Source organism: Methylobacterium sp. WL12 (assembly GCF_008039475.1).
Taxonomy (GTDB): Bacteria; Pseudomonadota; Alphaproteobacteria; order Rhizobiales; family Beijerinckiaceae; genus Methylobacterium; species Methylobacterium cerastii.
In genome coordinates this window covers 1-15,015 of record NZ_VRUW01000097.1, presented here as the reverse complement: position 1 = coordinate 15,015, position 15,015 = coordinate 1, and the positions used below count along the sequence as shown (strand labels likewise).

25 protein-coding genes and 1 pseudogene are annotated in these 15,015 nt (G+C 64.5%); 13 read left to right on the top strand and 13 right to left on the bottom strand.

The annotated features are described in order from the left end of the window. From FV226_RS23775 to FV226_RS23755, 3 genes are all read left to right on the top strand, one after another. A partial coding sequence (locus tag FV226_RS23775) for a hypothetical protein (protein ID WP_210246540.1) occupies nt 1-533 on the top strand: 533 nt, incomplete at its 5' end. A gap of 1,632 nt (nt 534-2,165) precedes the next feature. After that, nucleotides 2,166-2,705, top strand: a complete 540-nt coding sequence (locus FV226_RS23760) for a DUF2059 domain-containing protein (protein ID WP_147764859.1) — start codon at nt 2,166-2,168, stop codon at nt 2,703-2,705. Between the two features lie 30 nt (nt 2,706-2,735). After that, nucleotides 2,736-3,029: an HU family DNA-binding protein gene (locus tag FV226_RS23755; protein WP_147764858.1), complete on the top strand. Its 294-nt coding sequence runs from the start codon at nt 2,736-2,738 to the stop codon at nt 3,027-3,029. A gap of 8 nt (nt 3,030-3,037) precedes the next feature. Here the strand turns inward: FV226_RS23755 and FV226_RS23750 are convergent, their stop codons facing one another. From FV226_RS23750 to FV226_RS29105, 11 genes and pseudogenes are all read right to left on the bottom strand, one after another. After that, nucleotides 3,038-3,265, bottom strand: a complete 228-nt coding sequence (locus tag FV226_RS23750; RefSeq protein ID WP_147764857.1) for a hypothetical protein — start codon at nt 3,263-3,265, stop codon at nt 3,038-3,040. A 106-nt stretch (nt 3,266-3,371) separates the two neighbouring features. Further along, nucleotides 3,372-3,674 (bottom strand): hypothetical protein, encoded by a 303-nt coding sequence (locus FV226_RS23745; RefSeq protein ID WP_147764856.1) that lies wholly within the window; start codon nt 3,672-3,674, stop codon nt 3,372-3,374. Then, nucleotides 3,675-4,484: an IS5 family transposase gene (locus tag FV226_RS23740; protein ID WP_147764855.1), complete on the bottom strand. Its 810-nt coding sequence runs from the start codon at nt 4,482-4,484 to the stop codon at nt 3,675-3,677. Nucleotides 4,485-4,724: 240 nt separating this feature from the next. Next, nucleotides 4,725-4,973, bottom strand: a complete 249-nt coding sequence (locus tag FV226_RS23735; RefSeq protein WP_147764854.1) for a hypothetical protein — start codon at nt 4,971-4,973, stop codon at nt 4,725-4,727. A gap of 311 nt (nt 4,974-5,284) precedes the next feature. Beyond that, a complete protein-coding gene (locus FV226_RS23730) occupies nt 5,285-5,593 on the bottom strand; it encodes a hypothetical protein (protein WP_147764853.1) in 309 nt (102 codons plus the stop codon). 595 nt (nt 5,594-6,188) lie between these two features. Continuing rightward, a complete protein-coding gene (locus FV226_RS23725) occupies nt 6,189-7,004 on the bottom strand; it encodes a transglutaminase family protein (protein WP_147764852.1) in 816 nt (271 codons plus the stop codon). A 216-nt stretch (nt 7,005-7,220) separates the two neighbouring features. Continuing rightward, nucleotides 7,221-7,343, bottom strand: a complete 123-nt coding sequence (locus FV226_RS29020) for a hypothetical protein (protein ID WP_281406053.1) — start codon at nt 7,341-7,343, stop codon at nt 7,221-7,223. Further along, nucleotides 7,340-7,564: a hypothetical protein gene (locus tag FV226_RS23720; RefSeq protein ID WP_147764851.1), complete on the bottom strand. Its 225-nt coding sequence runs from the start codon at nt 7,562-7,564 to the stop codon at nt 7,340-7,342. The genes FV226_RS29020 and FV226_RS23720 overlap by 4 nt, the downstream gene beginning before the upstream one ends. 74 nt (nt 7,565-7,638) lie before the next feature. Further along, nucleotides 7,639-7,851, bottom strand: coding sequence for a hypothetical protein (locus tag FV226_RS23715; RefSeq protein WP_147764850.1), 213 nt, complete (start codon nt 7,849-7,851; stop codon nt 7,639-7,641). Further along, the gene (locus FV226_RS23710; RefSeq protein WP_147764849.1) at nt 7,848-8,408 is read right to left on the bottom strand and encodes a hypothetical protein; all 561 of its coding nucleotides are present in this window, start codon (nt 8,406-8,408) and stop codon (nt 7,848-7,850) included. The genes FV226_RS23715 and FV226_RS23710 overlap by 4 nt, the downstream gene beginning before the upstream one ends. A gap of 37 nt (nt 8,409-8,445) precedes the next feature. Then, nucleotides 8,446-8,559, bottom strand: a pseudogene (locus FV226_RS29105) (transcriptional regulator); the annotation flags it as partial. 80 nt (nt 8,560-8,639) lie between these two features. Between FV226_RS29105 and FV226_RS23705 the strand changes: the two are divergent. The 5 genes from FV226_RS23705 (at nt 8,640) to FV226_RS23690 (ending at nt 10,474) form a co-directional block, all read left to right on the top strand. After that, nucleotides 8,640-8,963, top strand: a complete 324-nt coding sequence (locus FV226_RS23705) for a hypothetical protein (protein ID WP_147764848.1) — start codon at nt 8,640-8,642, stop codon at nt 8,961-8,963. Between the two features lie 10 nt (nt 8,964-8,973). After that, nucleotides 8,974-9,186, top strand: a complete 213-nt coding sequence (locus tag FV226_RS23700; protein ID WP_147764847.1) for a hypothetical protein — start codon at nt 8,974-8,976, stop codon at nt 9,184-9,186. A 64-nt stretch (nt 9,187-9,250) separates the two neighbouring features. Next, nucleotides 9,251-9,853, top strand: a complete 603-nt coding sequence (locus tag FV226_RS23695) for a hypothetical protein (RefSeq protein WP_147764846.1) — start codon at nt 9,251-9,253, stop codon at nt 9,851-9,853. A gap of 134 nt (nt 9,854-9,987) precedes the next feature. Beyond that, a complete protein-coding gene (locus FV226_RS28160) occupies nt 9,988-10,155 on the top strand; it encodes a hypothetical protein (RefSeq protein ID WP_187278834.1) in 168 nt (55 codons plus the stop codon). 112 nt (nt 10,156-10,267) lie between these two features. Then, on the top strand, nt 10,268-10,474 hold the full coding sequence (locus tag FV226_RS23690) for a hypothetical protein (RefSeq protein WP_147764845.1): 207 nt from the start codon (nt 10,268-10,270) through the stop codon (nt 10,472-10,474). 107 nt (nt 10,475-10,581) lie between these two features. Here FV226_RS23690 and FV226_RS23685 read toward each other — a convergent pair whose 3' ends face one another. Then, nucleotides 10,582-11,178, bottom strand: coding sequence for a PAS domain-containing protein (locus tag FV226_RS23685; RefSeq protein WP_147764844.1), 597 nt, complete (start codon nt 11,176-11,178; stop codon nt 10,582-10,584). Nucleotides 11,179-11,461: 283 nt separating this feature from the next. Between FV226_RS23685 and FV226_RS23680 the strand changes: the two genes are divergently transcribed. Then, nucleotides 11,462-11,677 carry a hypothetical protein gene (locus tag FV226_RS23680; protein WP_147764843.1) on the top strand — a complete coding sequence of 72 codons (216 nt, stop codon included), beginning with the start codon at nt 11,462-11,464 and terminating at the stop codon, nt 11,675-11,677. Nucleotides 11,678-11,848: 171 nt separating this feature from the next. On the opposite strand, the gene FV226_RS23675 is transcribed toward FV226_RS23680, so the two are convergent. Then, nucleotides 11,849-12,073: a hypothetical protein gene (locus tag FV226_RS23675; RefSeq protein ID WP_147764842.1), complete on the bottom strand. Its 225-nt coding sequence runs from the start codon at nt 12,071-12,073 to the stop codon at nt 11,849-11,851. Nucleotides 12,074-12,437: 364 nt separating this feature from the next. Here FV226_RS23675 and FV226_RS23670 point away from each other — a divergent pair, with 364 nt between their 5' ends. The 4 genes from FV226_RS23670 (at nt 12,438) to FV226_RS23655 (ending at nt 14,671) form a co-directional block, all read left to right on the top strand. Beyond that, nucleotides 12,438-13,082, top strand: a complete 645-nt coding sequence (locus FV226_RS23670) for an AAA family ATPase (RefSeq protein ID WP_147764841.1) — start codon at nt 12,438-12,440, stop codon at nt 13,080-13,082. Beyond that, a complete protein-coding gene (locus tag FV226_RS23665; protein WP_147764840.1) occupies nt 13,079-13,390 on the top strand; it encodes a hypothetical protein in 312 nt (103 codons plus the stop codon). Before FV226_RS23670 ends, FV226_RS23665 begins: the two co-directional genes overlap by 4 nt. A 148-nt stretch (nt 13,391-13,538) precedes the next feature. Further along, nucleotides 13,539-13,778, top strand: coding sequence for a hypothetical protein (locus FV226_RS23660; protein WP_147764839.1), 240 nt, complete (start codon nt 13,539-13,541; stop codon nt 13,776-13,778). After that, nucleotides 13,769-14,671, top strand: coding sequence for a tyrosine-type recombinase/integrase (locus FV226_RS23655; protein ID WP_246691717.1), 903 nt, complete (start codon nt 13,769-13,771; stop codon nt 14,669-14,671). Before FV226_RS23660 ends, FV226_RS23655 begins: the two co-directional genes overlap by 10 nt. Nucleotides 14,672-15,015 lie beyond the last annotated feature (344 nt).

The window sequence follows — 15,015 nt, the reverse complement described above, 5'->3', positions numbered from 1 at the left end:
CCTCGCTACAGCGCGCCATGGACAAGCTCGAAGCCCTCCTGGACCGCCTCAAAACCCGGCAGCGCGATCTGATCATGGAAGCCGTTCAGTACGATACGATGCCGGCGGACAGCACCCTGAAACGGATCGCGGAGCTGGAGAACGCCATCGCGGCGGTGGAGGCGGTGGCAGACGAGGAACGGGGTCGGCGGCAGAGCGCAATAACCGGCTGCGGAGTCGGCGCGCTGACACCTCAACTGGGATCAAGCTTCGCCTGTGCAGGTGTTCTTCAGACTAAGCATGAGCCGCCATCGCTACCGCCTGTTCCGGAGTCGCAGCCGGAGCTGCTGCCGGGAGAGCTATCCGACGAGTTTGACGAGCCGCTATTTCCGTATTTCCGGCCTTTGAACCAATCGCCTTCGCGCCACATCTGGATCAGCGTCCACCCACCCGTGATCGCCACCCAGGCGAGAAGCAAGGCCACAAGGCGTGGAGCATCAAGATGCTGGTCTGGCCAAACCAGCCATGACCAGATCGCGCGCCCGCCGATGTAGGCACTGCCGACGATGAGCACCCCGCCAAGAAAGGCGTGGTGGAACTCGACCGGACGCGGTTCGATCTCCATGGAAACCTCCGTCTGACTCGAGAATATGGTGCTGCGCGATCAAGAGCACCATCAGCTCGTTGCTCGATCCATCCTCCTGCGTGTGCGGATAGCCGACTGAACGGATCGGTTGATGTCGTCCGCTGCTAGTCGGCAGCCCTTTCGCGGTCTCCCACCCTCTGAATTCACAGGGTAGGAAACAGGAGTATTCGTGCCCTGCGGGGATCTGCACCCACCTCTCTCCAACCGCCCCACCGTGGCGCGCTCGCTGGATCGGGCGAGCCGCAGCCAGGCCGTCCATTCCCGCGACACGATGCAGACGATGTTGGTGTCGTTGCGGAAGCGGGCCAGCCGGCGTTCCTCGACGGTGAGGAGGCCGTGCGTTCGAGCCTCCCGCATAGCGTTCCGCACCATCGTTTCGGAAACGCCTGCAACCGCTGCGATGTGTCTAACGGCAAGGCGGCAATCGCCCCGCTTCGCTACCTCACTCGCAACCACAGCAAGCACCGCCTGCTCAGCCAGCGTGAACCGCGCGGCGATGGCCGGTGGAAGCTTACCAGAAGCCGCCCAACGGCGTCGGCGTTCCATTGAGGCATCCGTGCGCGGGCGGGAGCCGACGCGGCTCCTAGGGCTCCCTGCGCGATCTGATGGAGGCTCGGAAGGTATGGGCGAAATCGCCATACCCTGCCCCGTAGGCAGGTTTGCCCCGCGGTGGGGCGAACTCTGCCGCGCCTCGATCAGCCCGGACAGCGTCTCGGCCTCGGCCTCGGACAGGTGCCCCTCTCCGAATGCTTTCCACAGCGCGGACGAAACAGCCGGCAACGCGGCGCGCGGGGCCGCCTCCGCCTGTCGGCGGATTTCATAGGCGTAGTTCATCGCTCACAGCCCTGCTCGGGCCGCGTCAAAGCAGGGGGCTCGGCGTGAACCGTCCCCGGCAAAAGGCAAAGCGCCATCGTCTCGGGAAACGATCCCGATTGACTCCCGGCGGGAGCTATGATGTCTGGGGAGTTGGAAATGGGTCCCCGGACCTCATCGATTTCGACGGCCTCACCCTTGCCGGGGTGGGGCCGTTGGCGTTTTGGGCTTAGGTCTTTCTCGCGGCCTTGGTCCCTTGTTCCAGCCGGCTCACGACTCGCCACAGGGCGCGTAGAAGCCGGACATGGCATGTCGGCTGGCAGGCACGGTTAAGTCAACGGCGAGGGTTTGTATGAAGGGCGAAGAGCGTCGGCCTCAGTCACGAGCAGGGTTGGCCGCATCGGTAGCCTTCGCGATCCTCCTGGCTGGCGTCGGAACGATCGGATGGCGCTGGTACAGCTACGTCACAGCCGGTGCTACGCCCTATGATGGGGTTGGGATTGAGGTGAACCGCTACCTGCCCGAACCTCTACGAGCCTGGGGCTGTGCGCGGATCAAGGAGCGCTTTCCCCGTGCCGTGCCTCCCTACGGCTGCCAGCCCGGTCAAGTTTGAGTCGAGTTCGACCAAGCGCGATACGGGTGTTGTCAGCGCCGTTGGAAATTGTTCTAGCGACGTTCGATGATCGCGTAGGTTCGGATCTGCGCAACACCTCGATCGGGAGCCGCCATGCGCCGTCCTCAAATTCTTGCTGCTCTCTGCTTCGGTATCATGCTGCCGTGTTCGGCTATGGCGCAACCGGCCGCTAAGCCAGCTGCCCCGGCCGCCACGCTCGATCCTGCGACGCTGAAGGCGGCGCGCGAGGTCGTCGCGCAGATGCAGGGGGATCGTACCGCGCTGCTGAGCGCGATGGCTGCGCCCATGGTCGGCATGATGCAGCAGATCGGGGTCAAGCAGCAGGATCAGGCTCAAGCCCTGGTCCAGGAGGTCGTGCTTCCGACCCTCACGGCTCACTACGATGAGCTTCTTGATATTCAGGCCCGCGGCTTCGCTGCTGCGCTTGGCAAGGACGATCTGCAGGTCATTGCCACGTTCTACGCTACCCCGACCGGCAAGCGTCTGGTTGCTGCCCAGCCCCAACTCGCTCAGGCGCAGCTCGTAGGAACGCAACAGTGGATGCAGGCTGTGATGCCGGAGATGCAGGGCAAACTGACCAAGGCGATCCAGACACACGGATGGGGTGCAGGCGGTCAAACAAAGCCGCGCTGACGGCGTGGCCAGTATGGCGCACAAAACGCGATGATCCGGTCCGACCTCGTCCTGCGCCTCGCTGCCCAGAACCCGCATCTCTACGAGCGGGATTGCCAGGCGGTGGTCGATGCCATGCTCGGCCGCATCGCCGACGCGCTGGTGGCAGGCGATCGGGTGGAGCTGCGCGGGTTCGGATCGTTCACCGTGAAGGAGCAGCGCGCTCGGCAGGGGCGCAACCCAAGGACGGGGGTGCCGGTCGAGGTTGCGGCCAAGGCTGCACTTGCCTTCAAGGCCGGCAAGGAGATGCGGGATCGGGTGAACCCCGAGGTAGCCCTACGCTGAGACAGCGTTCAGTGACTGCGCGCTACCGGCCCATTGGCAGCAATCCAGTCGGGCGAGAGGATGTGGCCTTCCTCGGTCACAATCCAGGGCAGTGCTTTCGGGTCTCGAAGCGCATCGGCCGCAGCCGTCAGGGCTTCGCGGAGCGTTCGGAACTCATGCCCCTCCTGCTTCCGGGCGGACATACCTCGCGGCCAGATCGTCAGATCGGCAGGCTTGTCTAGGTCGCTGAGCGTCATGCGATCAGTCCGCTTCGGTGGGAGAGAGGCACCTTGATACCGAAGCCCTGTGGCTGCGGTTGGACGGTCGTGTTTCGGGTTTGTGGCCGTGTCCGCCGGGTAAGCCCTAAGCTCGCGCACCGACCCGAAGCGACCCGCCCAGGCTGATCCCCTTCGACGAGACCGAGCGCGAACCGAACGACGTTGCAGCGCAGGGTTTGCGCGACAGGTCGTGGATCGCATCCCCGACGAGGCCCGGCGCTTGTTTCAGAGCACGCCTTTCGCAGGTTGCTGCGATGCGGATGCCGAGTTCGTGGGTGTGACTGCGGCTGTACAGGTAGACCGCGATGCGGGCGCGGGTGGCCTCGGGGATGGCTTCCAGCAGGCTGGGCAGTGTCTCGGTCTTAGAGCCTGTTTGAGGCGGTTTCATTTAGGCTGGGTTGTTGAGGGCGTTGGCGGCCATCAGGCTGGCGACGCAGGCGAGGCGACCCGTTGCGACGTCAAGGCGACCGGCGCGCTCGCGGTGTAGGCCGGCCCAATGGCTGAGCCAGCCGAAGGTCCTCTCTACGACCCAGCGCCGCTCCAAGACGACGAAGCCCTTCTGGTCCGGCAATTTCTCGACGACGCGGTGGCGCATGCCATGGACGAGACACCATTCTTGGCAGCGCTCGGCCGTGAAGGCACCGTCGAAGATGGCCAGTCGCAGGCTGGGCCATGTCTCCTTGCCATTATCGAGAGCCGGGAGCGTGTCGCGATCCTGCACGTTCGCTGGCACGACGGCGAGCGCCAGCACGTGCCCTTCGGCATCGACCAATGCGACGCGTTTGCGCCCGACCAGCTTCTTGGCTCCGTCATAGCCGCGTGGCCCGCGCACACCGATGCACTTGATGCTTTGCGTGTCGACGATTGCCAGCCGCGGCTCCGGCCGGCGTCCGCAACGCTGTCGTTGCCGGCGGGTCAGATTTCGCATGAGGTCCTCGAACAGGCCCTTCTCGATCCAGCGCCGGAACCAGCCGTAGACCGTACGCCAGGGCGGAAAGCCCGCTGGTAGCGCCCGCCACGCGCCGCCAACCCGCAGGTGCCAAGCAATCGCTGCCAGCACTTGGCGCGCAGGCGTCGCTCCCGGACTGCTTGGCGGATCTGCCCGCTCCACGAAGCGAGTGACCTCGTCCAAGCCTGCCTGCAGCACCATGTCCTTCAGACGCGCCTCATGACGCGTCCGATGTCGGTCCGTCCACATCTGCTCTCCACTCCGCCCCGCCAGGCGGAATTCGTGTTTGCACACGAGGCAGATGGGGACGGACGGCTGAGGGGCTCAAACAGGCTCTTAGAGGCGATCAGCCGGCCCAGAACCTCTGTAGCTACAGGGCAATCCGCAGCGGGATCATCGACGCTGATCGGGTACGCTCGGTTCACGACGGCACCTGCTGGCTGGACGCGAGCACGGTGGCGGCGGGTAGTTAACGAAAGGTGTCGGGTATCAGGCTGCCGACAGCCGCTTCGTGTTGGCCGCGACATGTTCGCGGTACCGCGCGATGACGACCTCGGGCGAGCCGCCCATCATCAGCGTGCCGGCGGCCTCGATGCTCGCCTGGATCTTCTCGGCCACCATCGACTGCATCTCGGCAGTGCCTTCGCGTCCACCCCAGGCCAGCCGCACGAGGCGAAGCTCGATGACCTTCTGGGACTCGAAGGCGAGCATCATCGACGAGAGGAAGGGATTGTACACGGCACGCTCCGTACCGCAGCAGATGCGGTCCGTCATCAACGTGCCTGAGGGTGGCAAAGGTCCAGGTGCCTCAGCAGCTTGAAAAGCAAACGGCCACGGGTGCCAGGATCGAGTGCGCGTACATCCGGCGTCACCCTGCCCCGGCATCGTGGCCGCATCCGATTGAGCGACGAGGTCGCGATCGGCGTATCATCCAAATGAGATCGGTATGGTTAACGATCAGTGAACGGTTCTGATCGGGTCCCGACCGAGCGAGCATTTCACATCTGAAGCCCCGCAAAAGGTAAGGCTGCGGGGCCTCGTCCTAATCCTTACTTAGCACTCGGAGCAGCACCGCTGCCGGTCTCACCGTTACCACCAGTGCTACCAGCCGGTGCTCCGGTGGTTGCAGTCGAGGGACCACCGCTGGCGCCGGGTGCTGCCATACGATCGGTACCCATCGCGCCGCCGGTCGCCGAACCTGCTGAGCCCTCCATGCCCTTTTCCGAATTGCTCTTCACGCTGCCGGGATTGTTCATGTTGCCTTCGGTGCTTCCGCCCCCAGCAGCAGTCTGAGCAAAGGCGGCACCCGAGAGCGACAGAACGAGCGAGGCGGCGATAACGAATGTTTTCGTGCGCATATTGCGTTTCTCCAATCCAGATAATCGGAGTTCGAACGCGGGTGATGCTGTCCGTGTTCAACACGGATCAAAAATAAAAACAGCCGTTTCGTGCTGCCGCTGATTGGAGCGCGGTTAACGAAAACTTATCACCGACACCATGCCGCGGCTCCACACCAGCGCATGGGTACAGGCGGTATCGAGCCGGTCGTGATCGGATCTCTGTCCACCATCAGCTTCGCAATCTGGGCCGGTGGCTAATTGGCCTCCATCAGCATGACAGATGCGAAGCCGCAGAGTGCTAGCGCTGTCATCCAGAGGAGGGCTCGCGCGGCTCGCATCGTACGCTTCGACATGCCCGTGAGGCTGTCGGCTTGCAGTTAGCGGGCGCTTAATAAATCGCTGAAAGCGAAGCAGGCCCGTCCACCGGTCTGATCACGGGGTGACGGGTGCTTCGATCATCTTACCAGCGAACCGGTCCTGAGCCCGGCTTACCTACAGGATGTCCTCGACCGGTTAGCAGAGGATCAACGGGCAGCGTTGAAGCGATACCGCACAAAGCCGCGAGCCGCCTGGAACGGCAGAAATGCCAGTTTTAAAAGCCAGCGGATCGCGCTCAGGCCACGTTCGCCGCTTCCTCGGTCGTCACCACGAAGTTCGTAAGGGTGTTGGCACCGAAGGTCAGCGTGAGCGGCACGTCAGCAGCATCACGCCCGTAGGCAATGAGGATGCGGCCGATGCGCGAGGAGTTGTTGCGCGGATCGAAGGTGTGCCAGCGGCCGCCGAGATAGACCTCCATCCAGGCCGCGAAATCACCCGGCGCATGCGGCAGCGGCAGGCCGATATCGCTCACGTAGCCGTTGCAGTAGCGGGTCGGAATGTTGAGGCAGCGGCAGAAGGCAATGGCAAGATGCGCGTAGTCGCGGCACACCCCGCGCTGCTCCTCGAACACGTCGAAAGCGGTGCGGGTGGCGCGCGCGTGCTCGTAGCCGAAGGTGATCCGATCGTGCACGTAGTCGCAGATTGCCTGGACGCGGCTCCAGCCGGGCGGGATGTGGCCGAACAAATCCCAAGCGATGTTGGAGAGGCAATCGGTCTCGCAGTAGCGGCTGCCGAGGAGAAACAGCACGCTGTCGGAGGGCAGTTTCTCGATGGGCGTCTCGGTGGCCTCGCGCTCGTGCCGGTCGCCGGTCCCGGTGTCGCGCACAATTGTCTCGGTCTTCAGCGTGAAGGTCCCGGCTGGGGCGACCATGCGCTGGCACCAATTTCCGAAGCTGTCGCGGTAGCCGTCCAGTGGCACCGCGGGGCTCGTAATAAGGTAGTCTGGCCGCTCCAGATCGGAGAACCGCGAGGCGTGGACGTTCAGCGTCGCGATGACAGGGGTAGGCTGCGGAAACTCATAGGTCATCTCGCAGCCGACAAGAATGCGCATGGGCTCTCTCCAGAGAGGCGGGACCAGCCGGTCCGTTGGGAAGGTGCACGCCAGCACCGAGAGCCGAACGTCGCTATTACGATGGCTAAATTCTTCAACGGTCGGGCGCACAATGCGTGCTGTAATGATCGGCCGCTAGAAGCATCCTGGTCTCGGAGAAGAAAATCTCGCCGGGTTGCTCCGGCGAGTTTGTTTTGAGGCCGGGACTTGGCCCCGCTACTGTCCTCGGTGGCTGTCCGCGCCGTCCTGGCGAGCCGTCACGAAGTAGACGAAGGCGCCCACGGCCGCGACGGCGGCAGGGGTGGCAAACAGGAGCCAAGTGTAATCGTGCGGGCTCATGGCGTGTCCCTGAGGCGTCCGAGGATAGCGCGTGCTGTGAAATGTAGGCCTGCGCCCACCAAAAACCAAAACAGCACAAGCCCGGCCGCTAGAAGCGGGCTCAGGGTTCCAGTGACGGCAGCAATAGACGGGGCGATACCGCCGACCGCGACCGCCGCTGCGGCAATGCTGTTGAGCCACGTCGCGGACAGCTTGGTCCGCTCGTTGTGGATGAGGCTCACGGGGCTTTCCGCTCTCGCGAACCGCACGCCCGCCCCACCCCCGTTCTCGGAGATGAGCTCGAAGGGACTCTGCATCAGTCGGCCCCCCTCTTCGCCCCATGGACGATCTGCTGGAGTAGCGACGGAAGCGGGACGCCGTACTCATCCAGAAGGAAGGCCGCGCTGAGCAGCGTTCGGATGTGCTCATCCGGGATCGGCCGGCTGAAGATCTGCGCGTCCAGCACCTGATCGGCTAGGAGGCCGGCGAGGCGGGCAAGTTCATTTAGACGCTCAGGCGAGGCGGTCATGCCTTCCGCTCGCGGAACCGAACGTCCACCCCTCCGCCGTTCTTGGGCGTGAAATCGACGCCGCCAGCTTTGGCGAGATGCGCCACAACCTCGACGCATCTCAAAGCGTAGGGGTTCACGACAACCTCGCCCTCATCGTAGTACCCCTCGTCCTCTCGGCGCAGGTGTACCGACCCGATCGGCGCCACGGCTTCAAGCAACACGGCGCCTCCTGGCCCTAGGCTGGCCTGAGCGGCGAAGCGCTCTGCGATGTCGCGCTGCGTTGACCATGAGAACCCGTAGTGGTGCCGGCTGCGCTCGCTTGCAGACGTTCCGCGGAACAGCCGCAGAGGCTCGGCCTGTGGTATGAGCGGCATCAGGACGTGGAGCGCCAGTGCCATGGTCGGCCTGTGCCCAACCTTCAGGGGCATTTGCTTCGACTCGATCCAGATCTTGAGGAACGCGGCACGGACCTCAGGGCTGACCGCCGACAGGCGCCCAACGCGCGCCATGGCAAGGCGCCACCCATCAACCGTCCTGTTGTTCAGAAAACCGGCAGCCCATAGCATCCCGCTCACGTCGCCGGCTTGGCACGAAGCGGCAAACGCGCTGGCGCGTCGGAACAGAAATTGACGCCGACACCGCCAGTTCTGCTTGGCCCATTCCAACGAGCGTCCGGGCGGCAGCGATCTGCCTTCCCGACACCTCCGTATGATCTTTTTGGCTCATTTCGATCTTTATGTGTTGACTAAAGGCGTTTTGTGATCCATAAGTATCACAAAGATGCTTTCAGTCAATAGGTCGCCCCGATGCGCTACGCCAACCTCATCCCCCACTCGCACATCGCTCGCACCGCCGACCCGCGCCTGACCGCCGACGCCCGCCGCATCTTCACCCGCGCCAAGGCTGCCGTGAATGTCTGCACCGAGAGCGCCAAGCACTTCTACCGCACCGTTGCCCCGCTGACCCGCCGCGACGGCACGTTCGACCGCTCGGCCATCATGCGCGCTGCGATCCGCTGCGCTCAGGCCCGCATGGAAGTAACCGGCGACGCCTGGGGCGTGTGCATGTCCTACGCCCTCAAGGGTGCCTGGGCCGCTGCGAAGTCCTCCCGCCTCGTCCGCGCGCACTGAGGCCGGACCGATGGTCGCCGACCTCATCCGCTCCCCCGCCGTCCGCCTGCTGCACGCTCGGCAGGATCACGCGACCTGCCTGCGCCTCGCGGCATCCTACCGGCTCCGCATCGCTGCCGGCGAGACCGACCAGCGCGAGGCGCACGCCTGGGCGCTCAGCCTTGCTCGGCGCTGGCGCTTGGCAGCGAACGAACTGAGCCAGCCCCGCGCCTCGCCGGCCTGATCGGCGCCGCCCCTCCCCCCTCGCCTTCCCTGCCTGCCCTCACGAGCCCTTTGGAGCCCGAACGATGACGCACGCCCGTACCCTTGTCCTCGACACTGCTGCCGACCCGATCCACGCCGCGATCCAGCGCCACCGCACCGCCTACGACGCCTATCAGGTCGCCCCCGAGGGCGAGGCGTCCATGATCGCTAGCGACGACTACGATGCCGCGACCGACGCCCTGGTGACGACGCCCTGCGCGTCCCGGTTCGGGGCTCTGGCGCTGCTCGGGCATCTGCGCTGGTGGCTTGGCGAGGAAGCCGAGTTCTCGGCCGCGCATCAGCCCGGCTACGGCATCGCGCAGGCCCGCGTCGCCGACCTGACGCTGTTCCTCGGCAGCAACCTGCCGCCCGTCACCATTCCCTATGCCTTCCCGTCCGGCCGCTTGCCTCCGGGCCCTGCCCGGCTGCTGCCGGGCGTGGATCGCTACAGCCAGCACGCGGCGCTCGCCCCGCAGAACGAAGCTCTGCCCGGCGAGGACGAGCCTTGGCAGGCCGTCGCTGCGATCCGGCCCGATACCGCGTTCGCTCACGGGCGCCGCTTCATCGGCATGGCCGGCGAGCTGCTGGCCGCCCTCGTCATCATCTGCGGCGGCTACGTCCTCACGGGGCTCGCAACCCTCATCTGACAAGCAACAGTATCCCGCTAACACACGACAGCATCATAGCATTACAGCATTGTAGGATCAGACATGCGCAACCCCTTGAAGCGCCACCCTCGCTGGCCGCTCCCGAGAACCATTACGGCAGTCAGGCCGTATGGATGCGCGAGAACGATGCCTACCGAGAGGCCGGGGTGCCGGAGGTCGTGCTGCCGGTCGTGGCGGCTGAGTGCGCGGTGATCCCCTTTGCTCCCCTGCCCTGGGGCGGCGAGGGCAACATCCTGGCCGCGGCAGGCGTGGCGCTGCTCAACTTGGTTGGGGGACGCTGATCTCGGCCGTGAAGGTCTGGCGGCACGCCTGATCGCAAGCGCGTCTTCAAAGGCTCGCAAGATCGGACGGACAAGCGTGATACGAGGACATCAAGTCGATGGAGGATGCCCCATGAAGAAGCTAATCGTGACCACCGCTGCCCTCGTGCTTCTCAGTGCTGCCCCTGCCCTCGCCATGAGCTGCTGCGGAGGCGGCAAGAGCAAAGGAGCGATGATGTGCGGCAAGGGTGGTATGGCGATGAACCACGGCAGCCGAGGCAAGAAGGCGGGGTGCTGCTGTGAAGGCATGAGCGGCGGCAACATGAGTAAGCGCACCTGAGCCATGAAGCCGTACTATCACGGCGCGCTTGACTTGCGCTGATGGTGACGATCCTCGGTGATCTCGCAGATCTCGGTGGCGAAATCCGATCTGTGAGACGTCCAGGTTCAGTTCATGCGCTTGCGGCGCTCCAGAACTTCCTCGTGAGCGAGCCGGCGCCCCAGCTCCATCAGCAAGGCGTCTGCGAACACTTTCAAGGGTGGGTCCTGCAGATCGACGATCGCCTGCTGCGCAGCAATGGCATGATCGGCTGCACGATCCAGTGGCGTCGCCTCGGTCCAACTATCGGTGTCCTCACTCATTCGCATCTGCGTGATGTCGATGAGGATGCCGGAACCGGTTCGAGGTTGGCCCGCGTGGTCGCTCGTGAAGCGGCCACGCGACAGCACCCAACGCGTCCGGCCATCAACGGAGATGACTCGATATTCGGTCAGATAGGCGCTGCCCGCGCTGGCGCTGCTCCGGATCAACGCCAATACCCGCTGTCGGTCATCGGCGTGGATACCATCGATGAAGCGCGAGAGCGGCAAGCCCTCCTCCGCCTCTCCCGGATCGAGGTTGAAGAGCAGCGCCACGACGGCATCGACGCGAGCCCGGTCTGAGGCGGCATCCCACTCCCATCGCCCGATCACATCCAGGGCGTCCAGGGCCGTCTGAAAGGCGCGAGGACAGGTCTGGCCGCTGGAGGTTTTGTTCTTCGGCATCGGAAAATCCCTCCTCAAGCCCGGAGGCATGTCCTTGTACCGACTTGTCCGACGCAACCTCAAGGGATTTAGAAATGTTAAGTTACAACTGTGGCGTGTTTGCAATCCCGCGCAGGGGCGCAATTGTATTAGAAATACCGTAAGAGGCGCTCCGTGCGCCCACACGGAAAAAGCCATGGGATCGAAGACGCCGCCGCCCGGCAAACCGCCGGAGCCTGACCTAAGAGAGGGCGAAGCCGTAGGCTCTCATCGTTCGGGGCACCTCGTCGCCCGAGCTACGTCGTTGGAGCGCATCGCCGACGCGCTGCAGGTCTCGCCAACCGTTTTGTATCGACCGCAGAATGCCATCGAGGCGGCCAAGCCCACGCGACAAGCAGCGGACTATCGCGGCCAGGAGGGTGAGTGCGCGGCGCTCATCCACGCGTTCCTGCGCATCGCTGATCCTGAAGAACGCCGCCGGATCTTGGCTCTCGTACAGGCGTCGGCCGAGCGGGCCTGAGGTCAAAGTGCTCGCAGGCAGGTAGCCAGCGATAGTGGATCGTAGTGCGCCGCGCTGCTCGGAGAGCCAGAGCGGGGACGACGCTGCCGACATAGCTCAGGGCTGAGCCAGCCTATGGCAGCGTCGCCAGTCGCCAGGGGCGAGGCTTCGGGGCGGTTCCGGTCGGCAATCTTAACGCACCGATCCCGTCGTCTCGATCTCAACATGCGAGACAACCGAGCCCGCCTTGGTAAGGGACGGCGTGGTGGTCAAATCAGAGACCGGGCGGACGTTCGCCGTCGCACGAGCCTGCTCGCGGTAGAGCGGCGGGGTGAGATTGGTGCGCTCGTCTGCCATTGCTGCACCAGCGAAGGTGGTGAAGGCGAGAGCGCTAAGAGCAAACGCACGCATGGACATAGTCGTGATCCCTCAGGGGTTTTCAGGGGATTCACCCTGCTTCGAGAGGGAATATGCATCGCACTGCAACATGCATCAAACAGATTGGATCGATAGCGGGTATCGATGCGATCCATGATATGGATGGTGCGTGGACCAAGGTCGATCAGGCGCTTACCGGCCGGCCCCATCATTGAGGCGCACCCGGCTTGCATAGACCCACCGCGCCGCGGCCAGTAGGCGGGATGTTGCACTAAACATGACGGCATGAAGGCGCTAAACCTCTGTAGCATTACAATGCTGCAACGCTTTGACATGGTAGCGGGATCACGCTTTTAAACTGTAGCGCTTTCCTGCTACGCTAAACTGGCAACGCGAGTCGGACATGCGAACGATCACTCTCGTCACTCAGAAAGGCGGCGTCGGCAAAACGACGATCGGCGCCTCCCTGGCCGTCGCGGCGAGCGAGGCGGGGGAGCGCGTCGTCGCCCTCGATCTAGACCCGCAAGGCTCGCTCGCGGCATGGGGCGATGCGCGCACCGCAGACGCTCCGGCCGTTGATCGACTCGGCCCTGACCGTCTGGGCGATCTGCCTGCGATCCTCGCGGCCCTGAAATCCGAAGGCTTCACTCTCGCCATCCTCGACACGGCTGGTGTGTCCTCGACCGGCGGCAACCTCGCCATGCAGGCTGCTGACCTCGCCCTGGTACCGGCACGGCCATCGCGCCTCGATCTTCAGGCTACGATGCCGACGATCGAAACCCTGATGCGCCTTGGGATGCGCGAGCGGTTTGCCTTCGTCCTGAACCAATGCCCGGCTGGTCGATCGACACGCGCGACCGAAGCTGCGAACGGCTTGGGGATATTCGGCGTGTTGGCAGAGCCGACCCTGACACAGCGGGCCGATCATCAGGACGCGCTTGCGGCAGGGCAGGGCGTGACCGAGTTCGCTCCCGAGGGAAAAGCGGCTGACGAGGTTCGCGCGCTTTGGACATGGGCCGATCGCAAAATGAAGGGTGGCAAGGCATGAGCAAGCGGCCTTCACTGATCGGCGGTCTAAGCCTTCCCGGCGCCGCGCCTGCCGCCCCTGTTCCCGGCCCGGCCCCCGAGACGGCGCCGAAGGCCGAAAGCGCACCAGCCGGCCGGAAGCCGCGGCCCGACGTGGTGCATACGTCGGTCTATCTCCCGAAGGAGGTTCATCGGCGCCTACGGGAGATCGCGTTCACCCGCGACGTGAAGGTGCATGATGTCATCATGGAAGGGATCGACGCGGCCTTGCAGCGGCACGGGCATCCGTCCGTCGATGCTCTGAAGCCGGGACGGAAGCGCGAAGCGTAGCACCGCCGTGCGACAGCGCTTTGCCGCGATCATGCGATGGTGCCGTAGCATTACAGCGTTGAAGCATTATGAGGTTGCACGCGGCGTGGCATTCCGGCATGGTCAACGAACGCAAGACAAGACGCATTATCTTGCGTTGGGGGCTTCCATGGATATCGTCGTGACGCCGACCGGGTCGAGGGGCACTTCATGGAGCCTGACGGATCGGCTCAGCCGTCAGCTCGGCACGATCGAGCAAGATGCCGAGGAACTGTTCCAGATCACTCCCGAGGCTCGCGGCGCCTTGAACACCGTCCCTCGCACGCACCCGACGCTCGACACGGCGATGACGGCCATCGCGAAACATATGCAGGGTGCGTGCACGCTCGACAGCCAGGATTGGGACTGACCGCGGTGACCACGCTCCCTGCGATCATCGAGCCCGACATGCAGCAGATGCCGGCATTGCCGCCGACGCAGGCCGACGACGACGGGCAGATGGTGCGGCTGTGGCTGGCCCGGTCCGCGAGCGCGAACACGCGCCGGAACTATGAGCGCGAGGCGCGGCGCTTCCTGGTGCATGTCGGCAAGCCTCTCGGGTCGGTGCGGATCGGCGACCTACAGGATTATGTCGCCAGCCGGCCGGGCTCGTCGGCAACCGTCGCGCTCGCGGCCTCGGCACTCAAGAGCCTGTTCACGTTCGCCCAAGAGGTCGGGTTCCTGCGGTTCAACATCGGCGCGGCCGTGAAAGTGCCGCCGATCAAGAACACCCTAGCCGAGCGCATCATGCCGGAGGCCGACGCGCTACTGATGATCCGGCAGGAACCGCACCTGCGGAACCGCGTGCTGCTGACGGTGCTCTACGGCGGCGGCTTGCGGATCTCGGAAGTGTGCGGCCTGCGCTGGCGCGACCTCTCGGTACGCGACGAAGCCGGGCAGGCGACGATATTTGGCAAGGGCGGCAAGACGCGAGCCGTCCTGCTTTCGGCCGCGACGTGGAAGCTGCTTGTGGCTCTGCGCGGCGAGGCCGGGCTGGATGTCCCGGTGTTCCTATCGCGAAAGGGCGGGGCGCTCGACCCGAGCGCAGTGCACCGGGTGGTGAAGGCGGCCGTTGCCCGAGCCGGGTTGCAGGCTGAAGTATCAGCGCACTGGCTGCGTCACGCGCACGCCTCTCACAGTCTAGACCGCGGAGCGCCGATCCATCTCGTTCAAGCGACGCTCGGGCACGCCAGCGTGGCGACGACGGGGCGCTATCTCCATGCTCGACCGTCCGAAAGCTCGGCGCGGTTCCTGGGGGTGTAGCGTGAGCGGCAACCGCCTGCCCGCCGACGCTGCTGCACTCGTAACGGAATATCAGTCTGCCGTCCTCTCTTGCGAGTATTGCGGTACAACTGACGGGCCGATCGTGGTGGACCACATTGTCCCTAAAAGTCGCGGTGGGGCACTTACTCGCGACAACCTCGCGTCGGCCTGCGAGCCCTGCAACCAGAAGAAAGCGGCTCGGCTGGGATGGGTGACGTTAGAGCGGCATCCGATCAGGCTGAATCAATAGGGTTTACCACTCGGAGCGTGATGTGATTCTCTTGGCGGCTTTTGCAGGAGAGCCGCATGGCATCAGCTCTATCCGTCGATCTGCGCGCGCGTGT

What these genes read in the sequence shown, in the direction of transcription:
- FV226_RS23660 (WP_147764839.1), top strand. Translation starts at nt 13,539, where the DNA reads ATGGATATCGTCGTGACGCCGACCGGGTCGAGGGGCACTTCATGGAGC.
- FV226_RS23730 (WP_147764853.1), bottom strand. Translation starts at nt 5,593, where the DNA reads ATGCGCACGAAAACATTCGTTATCGCCGCCTCGCTCGTTCTGTCGCTC.
- FV226_RS28160 (WP_187278834.1), top strand. Translation starts at nt 9,988, where the DNA reads ATGCGCGAGAACGATGCCTACCGAGAGGCCGGGGTGCCGGAGGTCGTG.
- FV226_RS23675 (WP_147764842.1), bottom strand. Translation starts at nt 12,073, where the DNA reads ATGTCCATGCGTGCGTTTGCTCTTAGCGCTCTCGCCTTCACCACCTTC.
- FV226_RS23690 (WP_147764845.1), top strand. Translation starts at nt 10,268, where the DNA reads ATGAAGAAGCTAATCGTGACCACCGCTGCCCTCGTGCTTCTCAGTGCT.
- FV226_RS23715 (WP_147764850.1), bottom strand. Translation starts at nt 7,851, where the DNA reads ATGACCGCCTCGCCTGAGCGTCTAAATGAACTTGCCCGCCTCGCCGGC.
- FV226_RS23705 (WP_147764848.1), top strand. Translation starts at nt 8,640, where the DNA reads ATGCGCTACGCCAACCTCATCCCCCACTCGCACATCGCTCGCACCGCC.
- FV226_RS23665 (WP_147764840.1), top strand. Translation starts at nt 13,079, where the DNA reads ATGAGCAAGCGGCCTTCACTGATCGGCGGTCTAAGCCTTCCCGGCGCC.
- FV226_RS23695 (WP_147764846.1), top strand. Translation starts at nt 9,251, where the DNA reads ATGACGCACGCCCGTACCCTTGTCCTCGACACTGCTGCCGACCCGATC.
- FV226_RS23750 (WP_147764857.1), bottom strand. Translation starts at nt 3,265, where the DNA reads ATGACGCTCAGCGACCTAGACAAGCCTGCCGATCTGACGATCTGGCCG.
- FV226_RS23670 (WP_147764841.1), top strand. Translation starts at nt 12,438, where the DNA reads ATGCGAACGATCACTCTCGTCACTCAGAAAGGCGGCGTCGGCAAAACG.
- FV226_RS23745 (WP_147764856.1), bottom strand. Translation starts at nt 3,674, where the DNA reads ATGAAACCGCCTCAAACAGGCTCTAAGACCGAGACACTGCCCAGCCTG.
- FV226_RS23685 (WP_147764844.1), bottom strand. Translation starts at nt 11,178, where the DNA reads ATGCCGAAGAACAAAACCTCCAGCGGCCAGACCTGTCCTCGCGCCTTT.
- FV226_RS23740 (WP_147764855.1), bottom strand. Translation starts at nt 4,484, where the DNA reads ATGTGGACGGACCGACATCGGACGCGTCATGAGGCGCGTCTGAAGGAC.
- FV226_RS23760 (WP_147764859.1), top strand. Translation starts at nt 2,166, where the DNA reads ATGCGCCGTCCTCAAATTCTTGCTGCTCTCTGCTTCGGTATCATGCTG.
- FV226_RS23725 (WP_147764852.1), bottom strand. Translation starts at nt 7,004, where the DNA reads ATGCGCATTCTTGTCGGCTGCGAGATGACCTATGAGTTTCCGCAGCCT.
- FV226_RS29020 (WP_281406053.1), bottom strand. Translation starts at nt 7,343, where the DNA reads ATGAGCCCGCACGATTACACTTGGCTCCTGTTTGCCACCCCTGCCGCC.
- FV226_RS23755 (WP_147764858.1), top strand. Translation starts at nt 2,736, where the DNA reads ATGATCCGGTCCGACCTCGTCCTGCGCCTCGCTGCCCAGAACCCGCAT.
- FV226_RS23700 (WP_147764847.1), top strand. Translation starts at nt 8,974, where the DNA reads ATGGTCGCCGACCTCATCCGCTCCCCCGCCGTCCGCCTGCTGCACGCT.